Raw genomic sequence first — 18923 nt, forward strand, 5'->3', positions numbered from 1 at the left:
ACAGATTGACTACCGCGTTGGTCAGACATTGTGAAACGCCCCCCGGTTATGTTCCTGAACTTGCTCGGCAGCGATGGTCCGTGCGGCCCGCACACTGGAGACTATCGCGACCGCTTCCCGATTGCTATAGCCAGGTCGAACTGGTCACTTCCGCATTGCCGAAACAACGGACTGAGGCTTGAAACTGCAAACGCTTCAGCAGTCCGTGTGCTCGTTTATAGCGGTCATTCGATTTTATCTTCTACGCATAAATTTCTGTAACCCTAAATATTCCCACGTGCTGGGACAACAAAAAAGTTTTTGGAGTTCCTGAGCGGACCTGAATATAGTCACTCCCGAAAACAGCCCTGCCGCAAGAGTCAAGCGTTCAACCAGGAGAGAGACATGAACCTGCTCGTGTACAGACGTTGTGCCGTTTCGCTGTTAACCGCATTAACCGTGAGTGTGTCGCTGGGCTTGTCGGGTTGTGGCGGCGATGCGCCGGGCGGTAGCGGGGCCGTCGCCTCGGCGAAGAGTCAACAAGCCACGGCGGCCTCTGCCGCGCAAAGCGAATCCGCGGCGCAGCAAAGCCGCCGCCCCTCGCGTCAAATCGCCGTGGTGCCGCCGCCAATGGGATGGTCGTCATGGAATAGCCTTGCCGAGAACGTGAATTACAACACGATCAAGGCCGAAGCCGATGGCCTTTCCGCACTGAATGCGCAGCTAAAAGCCGGCGCGCAATACGAGTACGTGAACACCGATGAAGGCTGGTGGACCTCAGGGGCGAGGGATGCCAACGGCAACTTCGTCATCGACAACACCCAATGGCCGGGCGGCATGCAGGCCATCGCGCAATACATCCACAGCAAGGGACTGAAAGCGGGCATCTACATCGACGCCGGCCCGCAGGGTTGCGGCACGCGAACCAACGGCACGCATTTCGTCGGTAGCGACTTCGCGCACTACGATCACGACTTCCTGCAATTCGCGCAGTGGGGATTCGACTTCGTGAAGGTCGACTTCTGCGGGGGCGGCGCAGCCGGCTATGATCCGCAGCAAGCCTATACAGCCATCGCTGATGCGATCGACAAGGCATACGTGCAGACCGGCCACCGCGTGACGCTCAGCATCTGCGACTGGGGAACCATCGCCAGCAACAGCACGTACCCCGACTTCAACGAGGGACCGTGGGCGTGGGCCGCCGGGGTTGGCCGGATGTGGAGAACGACGGGCGACATCTATGGGCCGAACAGCGGCGCGCCGAACTTCGGCAGCGTGACCGGCAACTTTCTTGGCAACTATCACCCCGAGGCCCAGCACACTGGCTTCTACAACGACCCCGACATGATGGTGGTCGGCATGGGCATGACGGCGGTTCACGATCAGGCGCACATGAGCCTGTGGGCGATCGCCGGCGCACCGCTGATTCTCGGCGCCGACCTGTCGAAGCCGCTGACCGCAGATACCACGCAGTTGACGACCAACACCGACGTCATTGCAGTCGACCAGGACCCGCTTGGCACACAAGGTGTAAAGGTCGCACAATCTGGCGCACAGCAGGTGTGGGCGAAGCTTCTCGCCGGCCAGGGGCAGCGTGCTGTCGTGCTGTTCAACAACGGCACGACGGACGCGCCGATGACGATCACGTGGCAGCAACTCGGCTTGGTGCCAAACGCGCGCGCGATGGTGCGTGATCTGTGGGCCGGCAAGCAACTCGGCTCGTTCGTCACTTCGTATACGGCACCCACGGTGCCCGCGGGCGGCGCCGTGATGCTCTCGGTAAGCGGACAGGACGTCGCCGCGAAGAACTACCAGCCGACTTCACTTGGCGGTGGTGCATCGTATACGCACTGCCCGGACTGCGACGGCGGCAGGATCGTTCGGGGACTTGGCACGGTAACCTTCGGCAACGTCGCATCGACCGGCACCGGCGGCTACGTTGAGATCGCATATGCGAACCGCTCTCGCGACACGTTGACCGCACAACTTTCGACGAACGGCGGCCAGACGACCACAGTGGTGTTTCCGCCGACCGGCGGCGAAGGGCTAGTTGGCACGGTCACGGTCTATGTGCCGCTGCAGCCCGGGGGTAACTCGCTGACGCTGTCGAGCGCGGACAGCACCGCGCCTGCGCCCGATATTGGCACAGTCTCTGTCGTCGCCGGCCCGGTGACGCTTCCGCCGTTCAAGGCTGCCTACGAGGCAGAAGCGTCGAGCAGCGTACTCGCCGGTGGCGCGCGCATTTCGGCATGCAGCGTTTGTTCGGGCGGCTCGGACGTCGGCTATGTTGGCAACGGCGGGACGTTGACGATCAACAACATTAGTGTTCCCGCGGACGGCACCTACACCGTGTTGGTGGGCTATGCGAACGGCGACTCGGCGCCGCGCTCCGCGGACATCAGCTTTAACGGTTCAACGCCTGTCACTGTGTCGTTTCCGCCGAGCGGTGGGTGGAGCACCATCTCGACTCTCGCTGTGACGGGCACATTCAAGTCGGGCAACGCGAACGCGCTGATCTTCTCGAACCCTGCGGGTTGGGCACCGGACATCGATGGCGTCGGCGCGCCGGCAGCGCAGTAGCTTCAGTTGAAAGACCTGCGCCGCCGCGTCCTGCGGCGGCGCAAACCTCAAACCAGGGAGACGCGCAACGTTGGGTGCGCTATGTGTGAGGCCGCAGCGCGCTACTACCTCTCACGATAGCGATTTTCAAGGCATGCGGAATACAAGATGCGTCGCCGGCGGCAACGCGGGGACGATCAGATTGCTGTTCGCTGTTTCAAAGGACGATACGTCCCATCACAGAAGCAATCGAGCACCACTCAGCCCAAAGCCAACTCGCCCGCCGTTTCCTGCAGCAGCTTGCGAAAGCGCTTCAACACGGGTTCTTCGCGCGGCGCATCACGGAGCGCGCTTGCGCGAGCACGGTTTCGCCGAGCAACGTGGGCTGGCTTCCTTGGCTCGACCGTTCGAAGAGTCGTGTTCCCAGCCGGCTTTCCGCATCGGCGAGCAACCGTGAGAGCACCGGTTGCGCAACGCCGAGACTGCGCGCAGCGCGATGTACCGATCCACCATCACCGATGGCGATCAGGGCTTCGATATGACTGTTGCAGTGCCGCAGGAGATCGCTTCATGACATCACCATCCGAGGGTTGATGAGGAGATGTGAAAAAGGTATCACGTGAGGACGATGCTACTTTTTCGACGCCGCCGGTCCGGGTGACTTGAGAGCAATCAATGACAGAGACTCGTGGCGCAGACCTGACTCCGCAGACTATGCATCGGAATGGAGTCAGGCTGATCCTCACGGTCTAGCGCAATCACATCATGCCGGTCTTCGGCGCGTCCTTCGAGACAGGAATCAAGCTGATACATACGAGACGAGGCCGCCACCGTTCACATGGCCGACTCACTGGCGCGGATGACCGGCAGAGTAGGCGTGGCCGCGATCACGGGCGGTCCCGGGCACGCCAACGCTGTGTCGGCCCCTATACACGCCGTGCCTGGTTGAGTCCCCCGTGGTCCTGCTGTCCAGCCCGGCGGATAACAGCCGCTCAAAACTCCCGACACGATCAGTGCATTCGTCACCTTTGCCAGGACGTTTGTGCATAGAGTCTCCGGCGCCGGTCATAGAGGACGCCATCCGACGCAATGCAGACAACGATTCGTTGCGCTCTGTTACGTTCCCTTCTTGATATCGTTGCCAGGCCGATTTGTCAGGATGGCGCTCGTAATAACGTGAAGGAGATGATCGGCCCGTGACGCGAATGAGGGTTGGTCAACGAGCCAGCCGAGCGCCGACATCAGGGCGAACAGATCTACCCCATCCATATCGGCGCGCGCCGTTCCGTCGCCCTGAGCGCGGCGCAGTAGTCGCTCGCCCGCTTCATGCACCGCTGTGCAAGAAGCGTAAAGCGCGGAGTCCGGGTCCGCGTGGGCGCTCGCCATCAAGGCGACAACGCCGCTATAGCTATGAACGAATGCGACCCCTTCGCGAAACCAGGACACGAGCGCTTCGCCCGGCGGATTCGACGTTTCGAGTTCGCCTGCCTTTTGCGTCAGTGCGTCCAGATTCGCACGCAGCAACGCTTCGAACAAGGCTTCTCGCGTCGGGAAATGACGCAACACTGTGGCCAACCCGACCTCGGCCCGGCGGGCGATGTCACGCATGGACGCATCGGCGCCATTCTCAGTGACGACGTCACGCGCGACTGCAAGCAGGTGGTTGTAATTTTTTCTGGCGTCGGCCCGCATAACTTTCCTTGACAAATGGATCAGTGATCCATATATTTAAATCAGGATATGGATCACTGATCCATAAGATACAGCGCATTTGTGCAAATTGGAACAGAGACGCTGTCCGACACCACGAAAGGAGATGTCATGGGAAAGCTTGAGGGTAAGGTTGCAGTCGTCACGGGTGGATCGAGCGGCATGGCGCTGGCGAGCGCCAAGCGGTTCGTTGAAGAAGGCGCCTATGTTTTCATCACGGGCCGCAGGCAGGAGGCGCTCGACGAGGCCGTCAAGCTGATTGGCCGGAACGTGACCGGCGTGCGCGGCGACGCGGCCAATCTGGACGACCTCGACCGCCTGTTCGATACAGTCAAGCGGGAAAAGGGCAAGATCGACATCCTGTTCGCGAGCGCAGGCACGGGCGAAGCTGTCCCTCTGGGCGAGATTACCGAGCAGCACTTCGATGCGATCTTCGGTCTGAATACGCGCGGAACGCTGTTTACGGTTCAGAAAGCGTTGCCGCTGTTCAACGATGGCGGATCGATCTTCATGACCGGGTCCGTTGCTTCGGTGAAAGGCTTTCCTGGTTATGGCGTGTATTCGGCGAGCAAGGCGGCGTTGCGCTCATTCGCACGCACCTGGCTTAACGAACTGAAGGGTAGGAATATCCGGGTGAACGTGCTGAGCCCGGGGCCGATCGCCACACCGATGCAGGACCAGGTTCTCACCGAGGAGGCTAAGCGGATGTTCGAATCCCTGATCCCGCGGGGAAAGATGGGTCGTCCTGAGGAAATTGCGACGGTTGCGCTGTTTCTTGCTTCAGACGATTCGAGCTTCGTGAATGGGGTGGAGTTGTCTGTCGACGGCGGCTTCTCGGCCATCTGAAATCGCGCCGAAAAGCGTGTAGAAGCACCTGTCAACTCGACGAAGATGATCCGATTGGTGTCGATAAATATGGATTCCTTGTCAATACGGAATGGAGAGTTCGCATGAGCTATTCAATTATTGGGTTTGGCGCGGTAGGTCACGCACTCGCCCGAGCGTTTGCAAGAAAGAACATCGATGTGACCGTCGCCAGCCGGCGCTCTCCCGAGACGTTGATGCCGCAGGCACAAGCGATTGGCCGCACAGTTGTCCCCGGGACGCTGCAGGATGCAATTGCGTCCGACACGATCTTCCTGGCGGTTCCGTTCTGGGAACATCGCGAAGTCGCGAAGCAGATCCCAACCTGGCAGGGCAAGACAATCATCGATACGACCAATGCTTACGGTGTTCCCGTTGCAGACCTGGAAGGCCAGCCGCCGGCCGCGGTTGTCGCCAAAGCGTTTACCGGCGCCAGGTTCGTAAAGGGCTTTAACCATCTGCCCGCTGCCGTTCTGGCCGCTGATCCAAACGTGAGTGGCGGGAGCCGCGTCGTGTTTTTGTCGAGCGATGACGAAAATGCGGTGGCACCGGTCGCTGCTTTGGCCGAACAACTCGGTTTCGCGCCGATTGCGCTAGGACCGCTCAAGGATGGCGGCTTGCTTGTCCAGGGTAGGGGCAGTACCTGGGGGCAACTGATCTTCAAGGATCTCGTCAAGTTCAAATAGCGGCGCCTCACGACGAAGACAGCGGCCACGTGCATCGCTAAACGCGTGCTGGTGATCTGACCGAGATTCGGTTAGTGCCTCTGAGCGAGTGCATGATGGCCGCTGGCGACTCGTCGGCTGCGAGCGCCCGTAGGGCAGAAGTGACGCGGAAGGTGTCCATTCGGACTTGAAACAGCGACGAGTGCTGCGGCGACGCATTCGGGCGTAGATGGAGGATACTTCGTAGCAGCAAGCCAACGCGTCCAGCCAGGATTCTGCACATGAAGACACTTTCTCTACTGACTCTTTGCGCAGCGCTGTTGTCGTTCGGCGGTGCGGCGTACGCGCAAGTCGACCAATCTGAGCCTCAGCTGCTGATCAAGACCGCGACGCAACAGATACTCGACGAGGTGCGGACCCGAGCGATCGCGCCAGACGATATTCCTCGTATCATTGATATCGTAAACCGGGACATTCTTCCCTACACCGATTTTCACCGCACCACGTCACTGGCGATGGGCCGTTACTGGCGGACGGCTACGCCCGCGCAGCAGCAGCAACTGGTCGAACAGTTCAAGATGCTCCTGATCCACACCTATTCGGGTGCTATCGGTCAGCTCCGTCCAGACCAACGGATCGACTACCCGCCGATCCACATCGCTCCAACCGATACGGACGTGGTGGTGCGCACGGTTGCAACCAGGAACGGCGAACCAGCGGAGATCGACTACCGGCTGTACAGCACGCCGCAGGGCTGGCGGTTGTATGACCTGAATGTGCTCGGCGTCTGGCTAATCCAGACATATCGGCAGCAGTTCAGTGACAAGATCAAGGAAAGCGGTGTTGACGGTCTGATCCAGTTTCTTGCTGAGCGCAACCAGCAGCTCGCTTCCGGCAAGCAGTAAGTGACCGCTGGGTATCATGGCGGCGGGCGCTTACCGGGCCGTGACCCGTCATTCGCCCGCAAATCGTTTGGATATTCAGAGGTCGGCCATCTACGGTCAATCAATAGGGCTTCGCGAATGACCGAAGTCTGCGCTCGAACGGACTTTCATGGCTTTGGCGATCCTGCCCAACCGCAGCGACTCCCCGTTTCCCGGAGCTTCGACGGCGCCTTTTGCTGCACAAATCATACTGCTCGCCATCCGGTGGGAACTCCAGTTCGATGACTATTTTTTCCGCAGACGTTCCTTCGTCAGACGGGCGATTGCTGCCGGCGCCTGGTCCGGTATGGCGAAAACTGAACTGACGTTGATCTCACAGAGTACGTAGGTATCCTCGCCCGATTCGGTGCGCGGTCCGTAAAGGAAGTCAGCATCCCAGATAATCGGCAGCGAAGCGCTGTCGATGTTCAGGATATCCATCATTTGCGGCGTCCATTCGAGTTCCATTTTCGCTCTGAGGACTTGGAACGGCTCGGCCGAGGCGGAGTGCATGATACGTGGCCCGGGCTGCGCAGCGTCAGAGTCATGGCCTTCGGGTGGTGGCGATATCAGCGCCTTGATCAACTGGTGTCCGAACCCGACAACCTTGTCGGCTCCCATGTAGCAGCGAATCATCCCGTCGGGCAGGCGTGACTGAAAGGGTTGGTCAACAATGCAGCCGTCAGGCGTGAGGTATGCCTCGCAGCGAGCCATGAAATCGTGCAGCGTTATCTCTTCCGGCACGCTCCCTCGGCGTGCATGCAGCACGCGAACCAATACCGCATCGCCGCCAGGCGGCGAGATCTGCTCGACTTTCCAGATCCCCTGACCACCATTGCCCCTGTTTTGTTTGAGAACGCGCGGCCCCGCCGATTCAAGGAGAGACGGGAACTCAGACTGGAACGCAGATCTGTCGCGATAGAGATGGGTATCCGTTCCCCAGCTGAGATTCCGGGTGCGATGCAGAACTTCCTTGACGCCCATTTTCAGGATGACGTCAGGGTGGGCGCTGACCCAGGGTCCACGCGACGCCACCTCCCGCAGCATGGCGTCGAGAGCCACACGGGTCTGCCCGTCGTGAATCGGATCAACCCATACCAGTACGCCGTCGACCTTCAGGAGTTGCTCACGCACTTCATCCACTATCTCGTCGGAATAGACAGCGGGTTCCACCTGAATACCAATCGCCGTCAGTTCTTCGAAGACGCGATAAAAGCGATTGTTCGCCGGTGTCGCATGTTTGCGCGCTTCATGATCACCGCGCCACAGTATGGCCACCCTGGCGGCAGTTTTAGTTTGACTCATCTCATCCTCCACACGCGCCTGCATCCAGGGGGCACTTGAGCGCGAACAACTTCGCGATCGGCCACGGTTGGTACTACCCATTCCGACTCCGTTGTCTTTATCGCCTCAGCCTTGTGGGGCCATAATGCGCAACATTGCTTGCCCCTGAACATTTTTAAGCGGGAAGTAGGCACGATGCGTTGAGTCATCTACTGCGACAACGTGCGCATTGAGGCCGACACGACCGTCACCGATCTTCGACACGTTGCCCGCTTCGGCTTTGAACATCGAGACGATGCCGGCTTCGCCAGCGACATAGAGCAGATGCAGTTGCGGGTCGAAGGCCAGGACGTCCGGATCCTCTCCGACATCGAACGATGACGTGACCCGCATCGTGGGCATGTCGACTACCAGCAGCTTGTCATTGCCTTCGCAAGCGATGAAAGCAAGCCGTTGCTGCGGTTCGATCAGCAGTCCGTGATTGCCCTGCGCGCCCGGCAGATCGATCCGTGTGATGATCCGGTCCGTGGCTGGGTCGATTTCGAGCAGTTGCCGCCGAGACTGGACGTTCACGAAGATGTGTCGGGAAACCGCATCGTACTGGGTGTTGCCGACTTCACCGCCGAGCGGGATCGTTGCAACCCGCGTGTTGGAGCGAACGTCAATCACCGTCTCAGTTTCGCCCGTTTCGTCGGACACGTAGAGTTTGTGCGCGTCGGGCGCGTAGGCCATGCCATCGGGATAACGGCCGCCCGGCATGCGCGCCGTGATCTTTAGTGTGGCTTCGTCAATCGCGACGATCTCATTTGAGCCGGTGGCCGACGCATACACGCGTGACAATTCCGGAACCGTCAGTACGCCATGCACAGAGGCCACGTCTGGAATCCGGCCGGTGACGCGACCGGCGCGCGTGTCGAACACGATGACCTCATCGTCGCCCAGATGGGCGATGTACAGCAGGTGGCGTTCCGGATCGAAGCTTTCGTAGTCGAGTCGGGTCGGCCGTCCGCCCAGCGGAACGTCGGCGAGTTGTCTCAACGGCAGGCCACCCATTTCAAGACCGTTGTCCGCACCCGACGCTGAGAACGCAACGCCCCCCAGCGCGGCAACAATAGCGCACGCTACAGAAAGCAGCCAACGAGCAGCAGGCCGAGTCCAAAGTGCATTCATAACGCGAGTTTCCTCAGCGTGTTCACCGTGCAACTATGCTTTGCGAGCGGCGCTCGTCCAATCGTCGTCTTCGCCAGCTCACGCATCATCCAGTTCACGTCATCCTCCGAGCAGGCAACGCTGCCTGCATCCGCATGGCGGCGTTGTCCCAGTTGATGAGGCTAAAAAGCTGATTGACGTATTCGTTGCGCCGGTTCTGGTACTTTAGGTAGTACGCGTGCTCGAAAACATCGAGGATGAGGATGGGCTGGATGCCCCAAGCGGTCAGCTTCTGATGGTTCTCGCACTGCAGGATCATGAGCTTGCCCGTCGTGGGATGATAGCCAACGACACCCCAGCCGGATGCTTCCACTGCAATCGTTGCCGCCACCAGTTGGGCCTTGAACTTCGCATACGAACCGAAATTCCTGTCGATCGCTTTGGCCAGTTCGCCCTTCGGTTCACCGCCTTTACCCGAGATGCTGGTCCAGTAAATGCTGTGCAGGATGTGGCTCGACAGCTGGAACGCGAGTTCTTTCTCGTAGAACTTCACCAGCGCGAAGTCGTTTGAGTCCCGCGCTTTCGAGAGACCGTCTTCAGCCTTGTTCGCGGCAGCGACAGCAGGCTTGTGGTGAAAGTTGTAGTGCAGTTCGACCGTGTGCGCATCGATGACGGGTTCTAGCGCGTCATAGGCGAATGGCAGCGGTCCAGCGGCATACTTGCCGTCCGCGTCCGTGAGCTTGTCGGTATAACCGGGCTCTTCTGCGGCACGCACGGTTTGCGCCTGGGCCAGCATGATTCCCGCGCCAACCGCAGCGGTGTTGTGCAGGAAGGTACGACGTGTTGCCATGATTACGTTCCTCGTAGAATGCGCGCACGCGCGTGCCGTCAGATGGCGTGCTAGTGGATAAGCGGATAGACAGCAAGACCAAACAGGGCAGCCGCAACGACAATCACCGGCTCCTGCAGCTTCTTGAATCGCCAGAGCAATACGACCGTCACAAGCGCAAGCACAACAGTCGGCCAGTCGACGATGGAGCGCCGCGCGATGACAATGACTGAGCCGGTGATCGCACCCACGGCCGCCGCAGTAATGCCATCAACGAACGCCTTGACGGCAGGTAACCTGCCGTATTTCTTGAAGTACGGCGCTGGCAGCACGGTGAACAGGTAGCAGGGCAGGAAGGTCCCAAGCGCGGCGACACAGGCGCCCGGGAATCCCGCGACCAGGTAACCGATAAACCCGACTGTGATCACGACCGGCCCCGGCGTGATCATCGCGACGGCCACCGCATCGACGAACTGCTTGTCGTTGAGCCAGTGATGTTCGGTCACGACGCCACCATAGAGGAACGGCACGATCGCCAGTCCCGAACCGAACACGAACGCGCCGGCCTTGGCGAAGAACAGACCGATCTGGCCGAGCAACGGCAGGTCAAGACCGCTCAGGACACCGCTTACACCCGGTCCCTGCGTCACGGCAAGCGCATTCAGTCCGCCCTTGCCAAGCCACTTCGGTGGGGCACGCCAGAACCAGTTGATCAAACCACCCGCGATAAAGAGCCACGCGATCTCGGACTGAGTGACCACGGTAACGACCGCGAGCGTCAGGAATATCGCCCACAGCAATCTGTCTTTGGCGACGGTCTTCCTGGTCAGCTTATACGCGCTCATCGCGATGATTCCGACCACCGCGGCGCCCACGCCATAGAAGACTGCCTGCATCCAGGAAAGGCCGCCAAACTGCGCGTAGGCCCAGCCGAGGGCCACGACCATCAGGAACGACGGCAGGACGAAAGCGATACCGGCCACCGTTGCACCGACGACGCGGTAATGGACGTAGCCGAGATAAATGCCGAGTTGAGCGGCGAGAGGACCCGGCATCATTTGAGCCAGCGCCAGGCCCTCCTTATAGTCCTGTTCGCTGATCCAGCCCCGTCGCTCGACGAGGTCGCGGTGCATGTAGCCGACCAGCGCCACCGGGCCGCCAAATCCAAAGGTGCCGAGCCGCAGCATGTAGAGGACGATCTGGCCGAGCGTGTAGCCGGGCGTGATCGCCGTCGTGGTGTTCATGAACGGCCCTCTGAGTTGTTATTTTTTTTGCTCGTCGCAAAGTGGGCGTAGATCGAATCGAGCACGCGCCCCATCTCGTCGAGCAGTTGGTCGTCGTCCAATGCGCGTTGCCGCGCGCCGGCCATCACCGCTTCGAAGCCGATCGCTTCCGGCACCGGTGCTCCGCCAACATCGAGCGCGTGCACCATTTCACCGAGCCGAAGCAGCGCCGCGTCATCGTCGAGGCCGAAGGTCACGACCAGCACCTCAAACGTCACTCGCTCGCCCACGTGTGTGAAGGCGGCGCCGTCGAAGTCGAAGCCGAGCGCGTCCGGCGGGCAGGCCTCCGGCGAAGCCAGCCAGAGGAAGCGTGCCTTCGGATCGATGAAGCGGCGGATCAGCCATGCGCTCGCGACGCGATCGACCCAGAGCCGTTGCCGGGTTGCCCACGTGCGAGCCTGGTATTCGTCACGCCGGAGGGGCCGGATCACTCGCTCAGCCGCATGCGGCTCGCCCGGCGACAGGACCGTATCCGCAAGCGCCAGGAAATCTTCCCAGGCGACTTCGGCGTCGGTCGATGCGGAACCCGGAAAGTAGTCGATCATCCGGATCGCGTCGTAATCCTTGCGCAGGCGACGCAGCAAGCGCGTGACGTCTGCCGGCGGCAGGCCGCCCAGCGTTTTGCGCGTAGCGCCCAGTGACGCGACAAAGGTTGCGTAGTCGTCGTTCCGGTCGAACAGTGCGCGAAAGTCCGCTTCCTGCGACGCGTCCGAGCTTGGCGCCCGCAGCAGATGCGCGGTGCCGCCGGCTTCGTCGATGCTGCCGGCAAGTTCGCGGAGCATGTCCTCACGCTCCGCGGTGTGAGGCAACAGGTAGATGCCGTCACGCAGGACCGCGCACCCCTTCGCCTTCAGCGCGCGCCACGCTCGCATGCGCGCGGTGGCGTTCTCGGTGGGGAACGTCAGAACGAGGACGCACCAGTTGGTTAGAGTATTCATGTAAAGTAAACTACACAAATGTAGCGTACTTTACAAACAATTTTTGTTTTGACTTCGGTGGGGCAGCACTGACCATGATTACTGAAGGGCGAACGGACGCCGGTGGCTGGGATCCGACTGAGGGCCCAAAACCGAACTGGCCATGAGCCGGACGAAGCGAGAGCTATCTCGCCGGCTCAGTGAGTGACGGTGAATGTCGGGGGAAATGCGCGCGGGTGTGGGTAATCGGCGCGTGTTGTTGCGGGTGCGTGCGCGCTCTTCTCCGCTTGCCGATGGCGAAGGCTACTCAATAGAGTGCCCGCTGGTCTCGCAGCGCTGGCCTGAGCGGCCGTCTTGGGCCGAATAACGGTCGTTCGAAAGTAAAACGCGGTTGGCGCTTATGGGTCGGCTACGGTCCGACGCGCGATGCGGGGTCTGCGAGTTCACGCGTGCGGAACGTCGGGCGGCGACCGGCCAGAGGCGGACCGTCCGCAACCGACGATGTGACCGGCTTTTGAGTTTTGGCTGTAGCAATCGAGGTTTTGGTCACCCGCCTAACCATTCACCAATGCCTCCTGGCGCGCGAGCTGCGCTCGTGCGAGCCGGCCAAGGCGGCGGACTCCGTCCTCTATGCGGTCGTCCCAGGCATGCCCGGCGCTCAGGCGCAGGCAATTGCGAAAGCGCCGGCTCGCCGAAAAGACGTCGCCTGGTGCGAAACAAATGCCTTGCTCGAGTGCCTCGTCGAAGAGCGCACGCGAATCGAAGCGTCTTGGCAGTTCGAGCCAGAGCACAAAACCGCCTGCTGGCCGGCTGACTTTCGTGTCGGCGGGAAAGCTTGCCTCGATCGTCTGAGTCATGCGCGCGAGGTTTTCTTCGAAGATTCGGCGGATGCCGCGCAGGTGCGAATCGTAGCTGCCGCTCTCCAGGAAGTCTGCGAGTGCAACCTGCGGCAAGACCGGGCTGCAGAGGCTGAACGCGAGCTTGCGCTCCATCACTTGCTGCGTATAGGCGCCCGCCGCCATCCACCCGACCCGGTATCCGGGCGCAAGGGATTTCGAAAACGAACTGCAGTAGATCGTATTCGCGCCGCCGTCGAGCGCGATGAAGGGCTTCGGCCGCTCGCGACCGAAGTGGATGTCGCCATAGACGTCGTCTTCGATGAGCGGTACGGCATGCCGCGCAAGCACCGCGAGGAGCGCACGTTTGTCGGCTTCTGTCATCGCCGAGCCGAGTGGATTGTTGAAGCTCGATGACAGCACACAGGCCGCCACGGGTTCTGTATCGAGCAGGCGTGTGAGCGCGCCGACGTCGATACCGCGCGTCGGGTGAGTTGGCAGCTCGAACGCCTTCAGGCCGAGCATTTCAATGGTGTGAAGGAGCCCAAAGTATGTGGGCGATTCGATCGCGATCGTATCGCCACGCGTAGCGACAGTCGTAAGCGCGAGTGTCAGCGCCTCGGTGCAGCCGCACGTCACGAGCACGTCGTCGGGGGAGAGCGTGTGCCCGACGCGCATCGCGCGCTTTGCGATCTCGCGACGCAGGCGCGGCTCGCCGTGTGGCGCGCAATAGGTGTTGTAGCGCGTGCCATGTTGACGTGCGGCGCGCGCGAGCGCGAGATCGAGCCGCTTCGATTGCAGCAGCGCGGCGTCGGGCACGGCGCAGCCAAGGGGGACGAGCGCCGAATTCGATGCGTGCTCGAGAAGCGCTGTGACCGCTCCGCTGATCGACACAGTCGACGCCTTCGCGCGCGCCCGCGAGGCCGATGGCAACGCGAGGGCGCCGCGGCGTGCGGCCGCGACGTAGAAGCCCGACTGCGGACGCGCGACGAGGACGCCGCGATCTTCAAGCAGGCGATATGCCTGTAACGCCGTGGAGATGCTGATGCCGTGCTGCTCGCTGACTGCGCGCACGGATGGCAATCGCATGCCCGCTGCGAGTGCGCCCTTGTCGATCATGGCGACGATGAGTTCGGCCAACTGCTCGTAACGGTACGGAGTGGGCGTGTCGACGCCGGCTCCGAGAAGGCAGTCACGGCTCGGCGGAAAGCATGGTGTCGCAAGGACAGCCTCGTCGCCGGACCGGCAGACCTCGAAAGCGAGAAGAAAGAGCCCGAGCGCGGTACCTTGTGTCGTGATGATCTGCCCGGCTGGAACGCCGCAGCCTTCTGAAATGGCTTCGCGCAGCGCTAACGACCCAGCGGAGGTTCCATAGCCGAGTTTCAGATCGCGGATACGGTCGAGACCCGCCAGGCCCAGCAATTCGCCGACCGTCAAGTCTTGCGAAGTGCTCTCCGCCAGATTGAATGGCCGATTCACGTCGAGCAGCGAAATGATCTCGTTGCGAGGAAATCTCCCGCGCCAGGCGAGGGAATTCGCTTCGTTGAAGCCAGGCCGCTGTCTTTCATCGAAATTCTGCTGAAAACTGTTCATGCTTGTGCCTTGCATTTGCTGTGAGTCATTCGCCAGACGATCCGCTGCAAGCCGTCGAACTGCCGGTCCAGCACGGCCTTCGTGGAGGTCACAGCCGTGCACGGGGCCTTGCTGCGGTACGGCATCCCGTTCCTTCGGACGCGATCGCAACGTATGCATCGTAGCGTCCCTGGGTCAACCAGAACAGTCACAGTTTTCTGCAGAATGGACCATCACAATTTCCCTTGGCGAGCCAGGGCGTCGCGTCGATAATCAGGGATTACTCCGTTATGAACGCTTCTATGGACGTACGCGAGATCAAGCTGTCGTTCGAGAGTGGCTATCGGCTGGACCTGGATCGGATCGACGCAAGCCTGTCGTCAAAGACGAAGCTTGTCAGCATCGCTTCGCCACAAAATCCATCTGGCGTTCAGATGTCTCGTGCCGACATCGAGAAGCTCCTTGTCGTGATGGAAAGGCGGTCTCCGAAAGCGATACTTTTCGTTGACGAGACCTATCGGGAAGCCGCCTATGGTGACGATGCGGTGGCCGACAGTTTCGCGGCGCTCGACGCACGCATCGTCACCGGCGCGTCGGTATCGAAGGCGCTCGGCGCGCCGGGCTTGCGAACAGGCTGGCTCACGGTGGCGGACGCTGATCTTCGGGCGCGTCTGACCATCGCCAGGATGAACACCGTGATCTCGGGTTCGGTGCTCGACGAGACGCTCGCCACTGTGCTTCTGCGCCACAGGGAAGGTGTACTCGTGTCGCGACGTCGGTCGCTCGCCGGCGCTCTCCAGGAACTGGCGCACTGGTGCGAGAGCGAGCGCGAACGCGTCGAGTGGGTCCGACCCGACGCAGGTGCGCTGTGCTGCGTGCGCCTGCGCTCCGAGGCATTCGACGAGGCTGCCGTCTCGCGCTTCTGGGATCTGCTGCCGGGTCATGACTTGCAACTGGCGTCCGGAGCATGGTTTGGGGAAAGCAACCGTGTATTCCGGCTGGGCTTTGGCTATCTGCCGCCAGCGCGCCTCGGGCCCGCGTTGTCCGCGCTCTCGTCGGTTCTGGACGCCGCGACTGCCTGACGTGTCGTAACCCCTGGATTTGTGGAGTACTGCTATGAGAGTAAGCATCGCGTATCTCGAGGAACCGCCCTTCTACTGGACGGGCGAAGATTATTGCGCGACGGGCGCCGACATCGAACTGGCGGATGTGGTGCTTCGAGCGATCGGTGTGTCCTCGATCGAACATCATTTGACCTCGTTCGAAGAGCTTCTGCCGGGCGTGCAGGAAGGACGCTGGGACATGAACGTGCCAATTTTCGTGACGGCCGAGCGAGCGGAGCGCGTTGCATTCAGTGTGCCGGTCTGGTCGCTGGGTGATGGCTTCCTGCTTCGTCATGGCAATCCGAAAGCGCTGACGAGCTACCGGGCCGTCGCGGCGCGGAACGACGCCCGGCTCGGGATCGTTGCCGGGACGATTCAGTACGACGCTGCAATGTCGGCGGGCGTGAGCGACAGCCAGATCGTGGCGTTCAAGGACCAACCCCACGCGATCGACGCGCTGCTTGCAGGAAAGATCGACGCCTACGCGAGCACGGCAGTGGGAAGCCGTGTCCTGGCGGGTGCCAATAAGGAACTGGAAGGGGTTGCGGTCGAAACGAGCAACGCAAGCGCAGCACCTGTCGGCGCCTTCTCGTTCAGCCAGAGCAATCACGCGCTTCTGCAAGCGGTGAATGAGCAGCTTCGAAAGTACCTCGGTTCGGCGGATCACCGTGCTCGCATGGCGAAGTACGGTCTCACAGGGACGGAACTCGACAGCGTGAGCGCAGCCTGAGCGGTACGAGTCCGCGGGATTCAGACGGAGGGAACATGAAGCGATCCTATAGCGTGGTTGACGTCTTTTCATTCCGGCCGCTTCTGGGCAACCCGGTGGCCGTGGTCATGGACGCGGAGAACCTGACCGCTGACGCGATGCAGGCTGTCGCGAGATGGACCAATCTTTCGGAAACGACGTTTGTCCTTCCGCCCACGACAGCCGACGCCGACTATCGCTTGAGGATCTTCACGCCGCGTAGCGAGCTACCTTTCGCCGGCCATCCGACGCTGGGTAGCGCGCACGCAAACCTGGAAGCCGGGCGCGTCGCGCCCCTCCGAATCGGTCGATTGATCCAGGAATGCGGCATCGGGCTCGTCGAATTGACGATCGAGGCGCGAAGCGAAGGCCGCGAGCTCACCTTCCGGCTACCGCCTGCGAAGCTGGAGCCGCTGCACACGACGGACATGGCGGAGTTGGAGCGCATCCTCGGGTGCAAAGTGGACCTCAAGACTGCGCCAGGTATCGTGAACGTGGGCGCCATCTGGATCGTGGTTCAACTGATCGATGCGGCTTCCGTACTGGATCTTCGGCCGGATCTCCCGAGACTGGCTGAGCTTGAGCGCCGCCTGGGCGTCACGGGCCTGACCGTATTCGGCGCTCGCGAGCATGGCGACGATGCGGCAATTGAAGTGCGTACCTTCGCACCGTCCTGCGGGGTGGAGGAGGATCCTGTCTGCGGAAGCGGCAACGGCAGTGTGGCCGTCTTCCAGTGGCAGCGCGGCCTGTTACCGCCTGGCGGAGCCGATTACGTGGCGGCTCAGGGGCGTTGCGTCGGTCGAGATGGACGAGTCAAGGTAAGCGTGGATGCGAACGGAGCGGTAAGCGTCGGCGGTTCGTGCGTCACGTCCGTGGAAGGCTCGCTTACGCTCTAAACGGAGACCGGGCGCGAGACGCGCTGAGAGTGTTTGCGCGAGGAATTTTGCCATTTCCCGCATTCGAAAGAAAAGACGACCACAGGCGTTTCGAAATGAATGACGCATTTCCCATTGATGCATCGCCGGGCTTCATCTCGATCACCAATCCCTTCGATGGCGTTGAAGTGGGCACTGTCGTGAACATTCCACCGGGAGGCGCGCAGGCGCTGATCCAGACCGCAAAGGAGGGGGCGCGCGTCTGCCGCAACCTGTCCCGTCACGAACGGGCTCGCGTGCTAGAGATTTGCGCATCGCTTGTGGAGCGTGACAAGGACGCGTTTGCCGATCTGATCGTCGCGGAAGCGGGCAAGACGATCCGGCAGGCCAGCAAGGAAGTGCTGCGATGCGTGAACACGCTCAAGCTGTCCGCCGATGAAGCGCGTCGAAACGTAGGTGAGGTCGTGCCGTTCGACGCGTACGGTGGATCGGAAAACCGGCAGGGATGGTTCACTCGGGAGCCTCTCGGCATCATCGTCGCCATCACCCCGTACAACGATCCGCTGAACCTGGTTGCGCATAAGCTCGGGCCAGCGATTGCCGGCGGCAATGCCGTGGTGCTCAAACCGTCTGAATTCACGCCACTCTCGGCGATCAAGCTCGTCGGATATCTGGTGGCGGCCGGATTGCCATCGAACGTCGTGTCGGTCGCGACGGGCGGCGCAGCGCTCGGCGAAGCGCTCGTCTCATCGCGGGACGTCAGAATGGTCTCCTTTACCGGTGGATTCATAACCGGAGAGAAAATCGCCCGGTCGTCGGGTCTGAAAAAGCTCGCGATGGATCTCGGAGGCAACGCACCCGTCATCGTCCTGAGTGACTGCAATCTCGAAGACGCCGTTTCGTCGTGTGTGTCCGGAGCATTCTGGGCAGCGGGCCAGAACTGTATCGGCACGCAACGAATCCTGATCCAGTCGTCCATCTACGACGAGTTCGGGAGGCGCTTTGTTGCCCGTACTCGAGCACTCAAGTCGGGCAATCCCGCCTTGCCCGACACGGACGTCGGACCGATGATTACAGCTCAGTCAGCCGTCCAGACGAAACGCGTGGTGGATGCCGCGATCGGTCAGGGTGCCAGGCTGCTGTGCGGGAATACGCAAGACGGTTCGCTTTACGCTCCGACGGTGCTCGAGGACGTCAGCTTCGACTGTGACCTGTGGAAGGAGGAGGTGTTCAGCCCGGTTGTCGTTCTGCAGCGGATTGAGACACTGGACGAGGCGCTTTCGCTTGCCAACAGCCCCGAGTACAGCCTGCATGCCGGCATCTTCACAAACGATCTGCATGCAGCGCTCAGGGCCGCCGACGAACTGGAAGCCGGCGGGGCCATGATCAACGACTCATCGGATTACGGATTCGATGCCATGCCGTTCGGGGGATTCAAGTACAGAAGCCTGGGCCGCGAAGGTGTCAGGTTTGCGTACGAGGAAATGACTCAACCGAAAGTCGTGTGCATCAGGAAGACGACATATGGCAACCAGGATCATGTAGCGACGGCCGGATAAGGACCAGCCGGCAAGTCTCGCTTTCCACAATCAGGCAGTGCACGCTGGAAATCTCATCGATGCCACGA

15 protein-coding genes and 1 pseudogene are annotated in these 18923 nt (G+C 61.1%); 9 read left to right on the forward strand and 7 right to left on the reverse strand.

Annotated elements, in window-relative coordinates; all coding sequences use genetic code 11:
- The first annotated feature begins 384 nt into the window (after window positions 1-384).
- Both B0G74_RS32270 and B0G74_RS32280 read left to right on the forward strand, forming a co-directional pair.
- Window positions 385-2559, forward strand: coding sequence for an alpha-galactosidase (locus tag B0G74_RS32270; protein ID WP_243658411.1), 2175 nt, complete (start codon window positions 385-387; stop codon window positions 2557-2559).
- 790 nt (window positions 2560-3349) lie between these two features.
- Window positions 3350-3457, forward strand: a pseudogene (locus B0G74_RS32280) (thiamine pyrophosphate-binding protein); the annotation flags it as partial.
- 197 nt (window positions 3458-3654) lie between these two features.
- Here B0G74_RS32280 and B0G74_RS32285 read toward each other — a convergent pair.
- On the reverse strand, window positions 3655-4230 hold the full coding sequence (locus B0G74_RS32285) for a TetR/AcrR family transcriptional regulator (protein WP_132380013.1): 576 nt from the start codon (window positions 4228-4230) through the stop codon (window positions 3655-3657).
- Between the two features lie 129 nt (window positions 4231-4359).
- Here B0G74_RS32285 and B0G74_RS32290 point away from each other — a divergent pair, with 129 nt between their 5' ends.
- From B0G74_RS32290 to B0G74_RS32300, 3 genes are all read left to right on the forward strand, one after another.
- Window positions 4360-5094, forward strand: a complete 735-nt coding sequence (locus B0G74_RS32290; protein ID WP_132381243.1) for an SDR family oxidoreductase — start codon at window positions 4360-4362, stop codon at window positions 5092-5094.
- A 104-nt stretch (window positions 5095-5198) separates the two neighbouring features.
- On the forward strand, window positions 5199-5798 hold the full coding sequence (locus tag B0G74_RS32295; protein ID WP_132380015.1) for an NADPH-dependent F420 reductase: 600 nt from the start codon (window positions 5199-5201) through the stop codon (window positions 5796-5798).
- A gap of 260 nt (window positions 5799-6058) precedes the next feature.
- Window positions 6059-6682 (forward strand): ABC transporter substrate-binding protein, encoded by a 624-nt coding sequence (locus B0G74_RS32300; RefSeq protein ID WP_132380017.1) that lies wholly within the window; start codon window positions 6059-6061, stop codon window positions 6680-6682.
- A 264-nt stretch (window positions 6683-6946) separates the two neighbouring features.
- Here the strand turns inward: B0G74_RS32300 and B0G74_RS32305 are convergent, their stop codons facing one another.
- The 6 genes from B0G74_RS32305 to B0G74_RS32330 all read right to left on the reverse strand — a co-directional run bounded on the left by B0G74_RS32305 (window position 6947) and on the right by B0G74_RS32330 (window position 14591).
- The gene (locus B0G74_RS32305; protein WP_132380019.1) at window positions 6947-8005 is read right to left on the reverse strand and encodes a Cj0069 family protein; all 1059 of its coding nucleotides are present in this window, start codon (window positions 8003-8005) and stop codon (window positions 6947-6949) included.
- Between the two features lie 105 nt (window positions 8006-8110).
- Window positions 8111-9037 (reverse strand): hypothetical protein, encoded by a 927-nt coding sequence (locus B0G74_RS32310; RefSeq protein ID WP_243658481.1) that lies wholly within the window; start codon window positions 9035-9037, stop codon window positions 8111-8113.
- A 211-nt stretch (window positions 9038-9248) separates the two neighbouring features.
- Window positions 9249-9929: a superoxide dismutase gene (locus B0G74_RS32315; protein ID WP_132380021.1), complete on the reverse strand. Its 681-nt coding sequence runs from the start codon at window positions 9927-9929 to the stop codon at window positions 9249-9251.
- 104 nt (window positions 9930-10033) lie between these two features.
- Window positions 10034-11206 carry a chromate transporter gene (locus tag B0G74_RS32320; protein ID WP_132380023.1) on the reverse strand — a complete coding sequence of 391 codons (1173 nt, stop codon included), beginning with the start codon at window positions 11204-11206 and terminating at the stop codon, window positions 10034-10036.
- Window positions 11203-12183, reverse strand: coding sequence for a chromate resistance protein ChrB domain-containing protein (locus B0G74_RS32325; RefSeq protein ID WP_132380025.1), 981 nt, complete (start codon window positions 12181-12183; stop codon window positions 11203-11205). The genes B0G74_RS32320 and B0G74_RS32325 overlap by 4 nt, the downstream gene beginning before the upstream one ends.
- 533 nt (window positions 12184-12716) lie before the next feature.
- On the reverse strand, window positions 12717-14591 hold the full coding sequence (locus B0G74_RS32330; protein ID WP_243658412.1) for a PLP-dependent aminotransferase family protein: 1875 nt from the start codon (window positions 14589-14591) through the stop codon (window positions 12717-12719).
- A 224-nt stretch (window positions 14592-14815) separates the two neighbouring features.
- Between B0G74_RS32330 and B0G74_RS32335 the strand changes: the two genes are divergently transcribed.
- The 4 genes from B0G74_RS32335 to B0G74_RS32350 all read left to right on the forward strand — a co-directional run bounded on the left by B0G74_RS32335 (window position 14816) and on the right by B0G74_RS32350 (window position 18855).
- Window positions 14816-15652 (forward strand): pyridoxal phosphate-dependent aminotransferase, encoded by an 837-nt coding sequence (locus tag B0G74_RS32335; RefSeq protein WP_243658413.1) that lies wholly within the window; start codon window positions 14816-14818, stop codon window positions 15650-15652.
- A gap of 34 nt (window positions 15653-15686) precedes the next feature.
- The gene (locus B0G74_RS32340) at window positions 15687-16403 is read left to right on the forward strand and encodes a transporter substrate-binding domain-containing protein (protein ID WP_132380027.1); all 717 of its coding nucleotides are present in this window, start codon (window positions 15687-15689) and stop codon (window positions 16401-16403) included.
- Window positions 16404-16438: 35 nt separating this feature from the next.
- Window positions 16439-17317: a PhzF family phenazine biosynthesis protein gene (locus tag B0G74_RS32345; RefSeq protein WP_132380029.1), complete on the forward strand. Its 879-nt coding sequence runs from the start codon at window positions 16439-16441 to the stop codon at window positions 17315-17317.
- A 95-nt stretch (window positions 17318-17412) separates the two neighbouring features.
- Entirely contained in the window at window positions 17413-18855 is a 1443-nt protein-coding gene (locus B0G74_RS32350; protein ID WP_132380031.1) for an aldehyde dehydrogenase family protein, read from the forward strand.
- Window positions 18856-18923 lie beyond the last annotated feature (68 nt).

Source organism: Paraburkholderia sp. BL9I2N2, assembly GCF_004339745.1.
Lineage (GTDB): Bacteria > Pseudomonadota > Gammaproteobacteria > Burkholderiales > Burkholderiaceae > Paraburkholderia.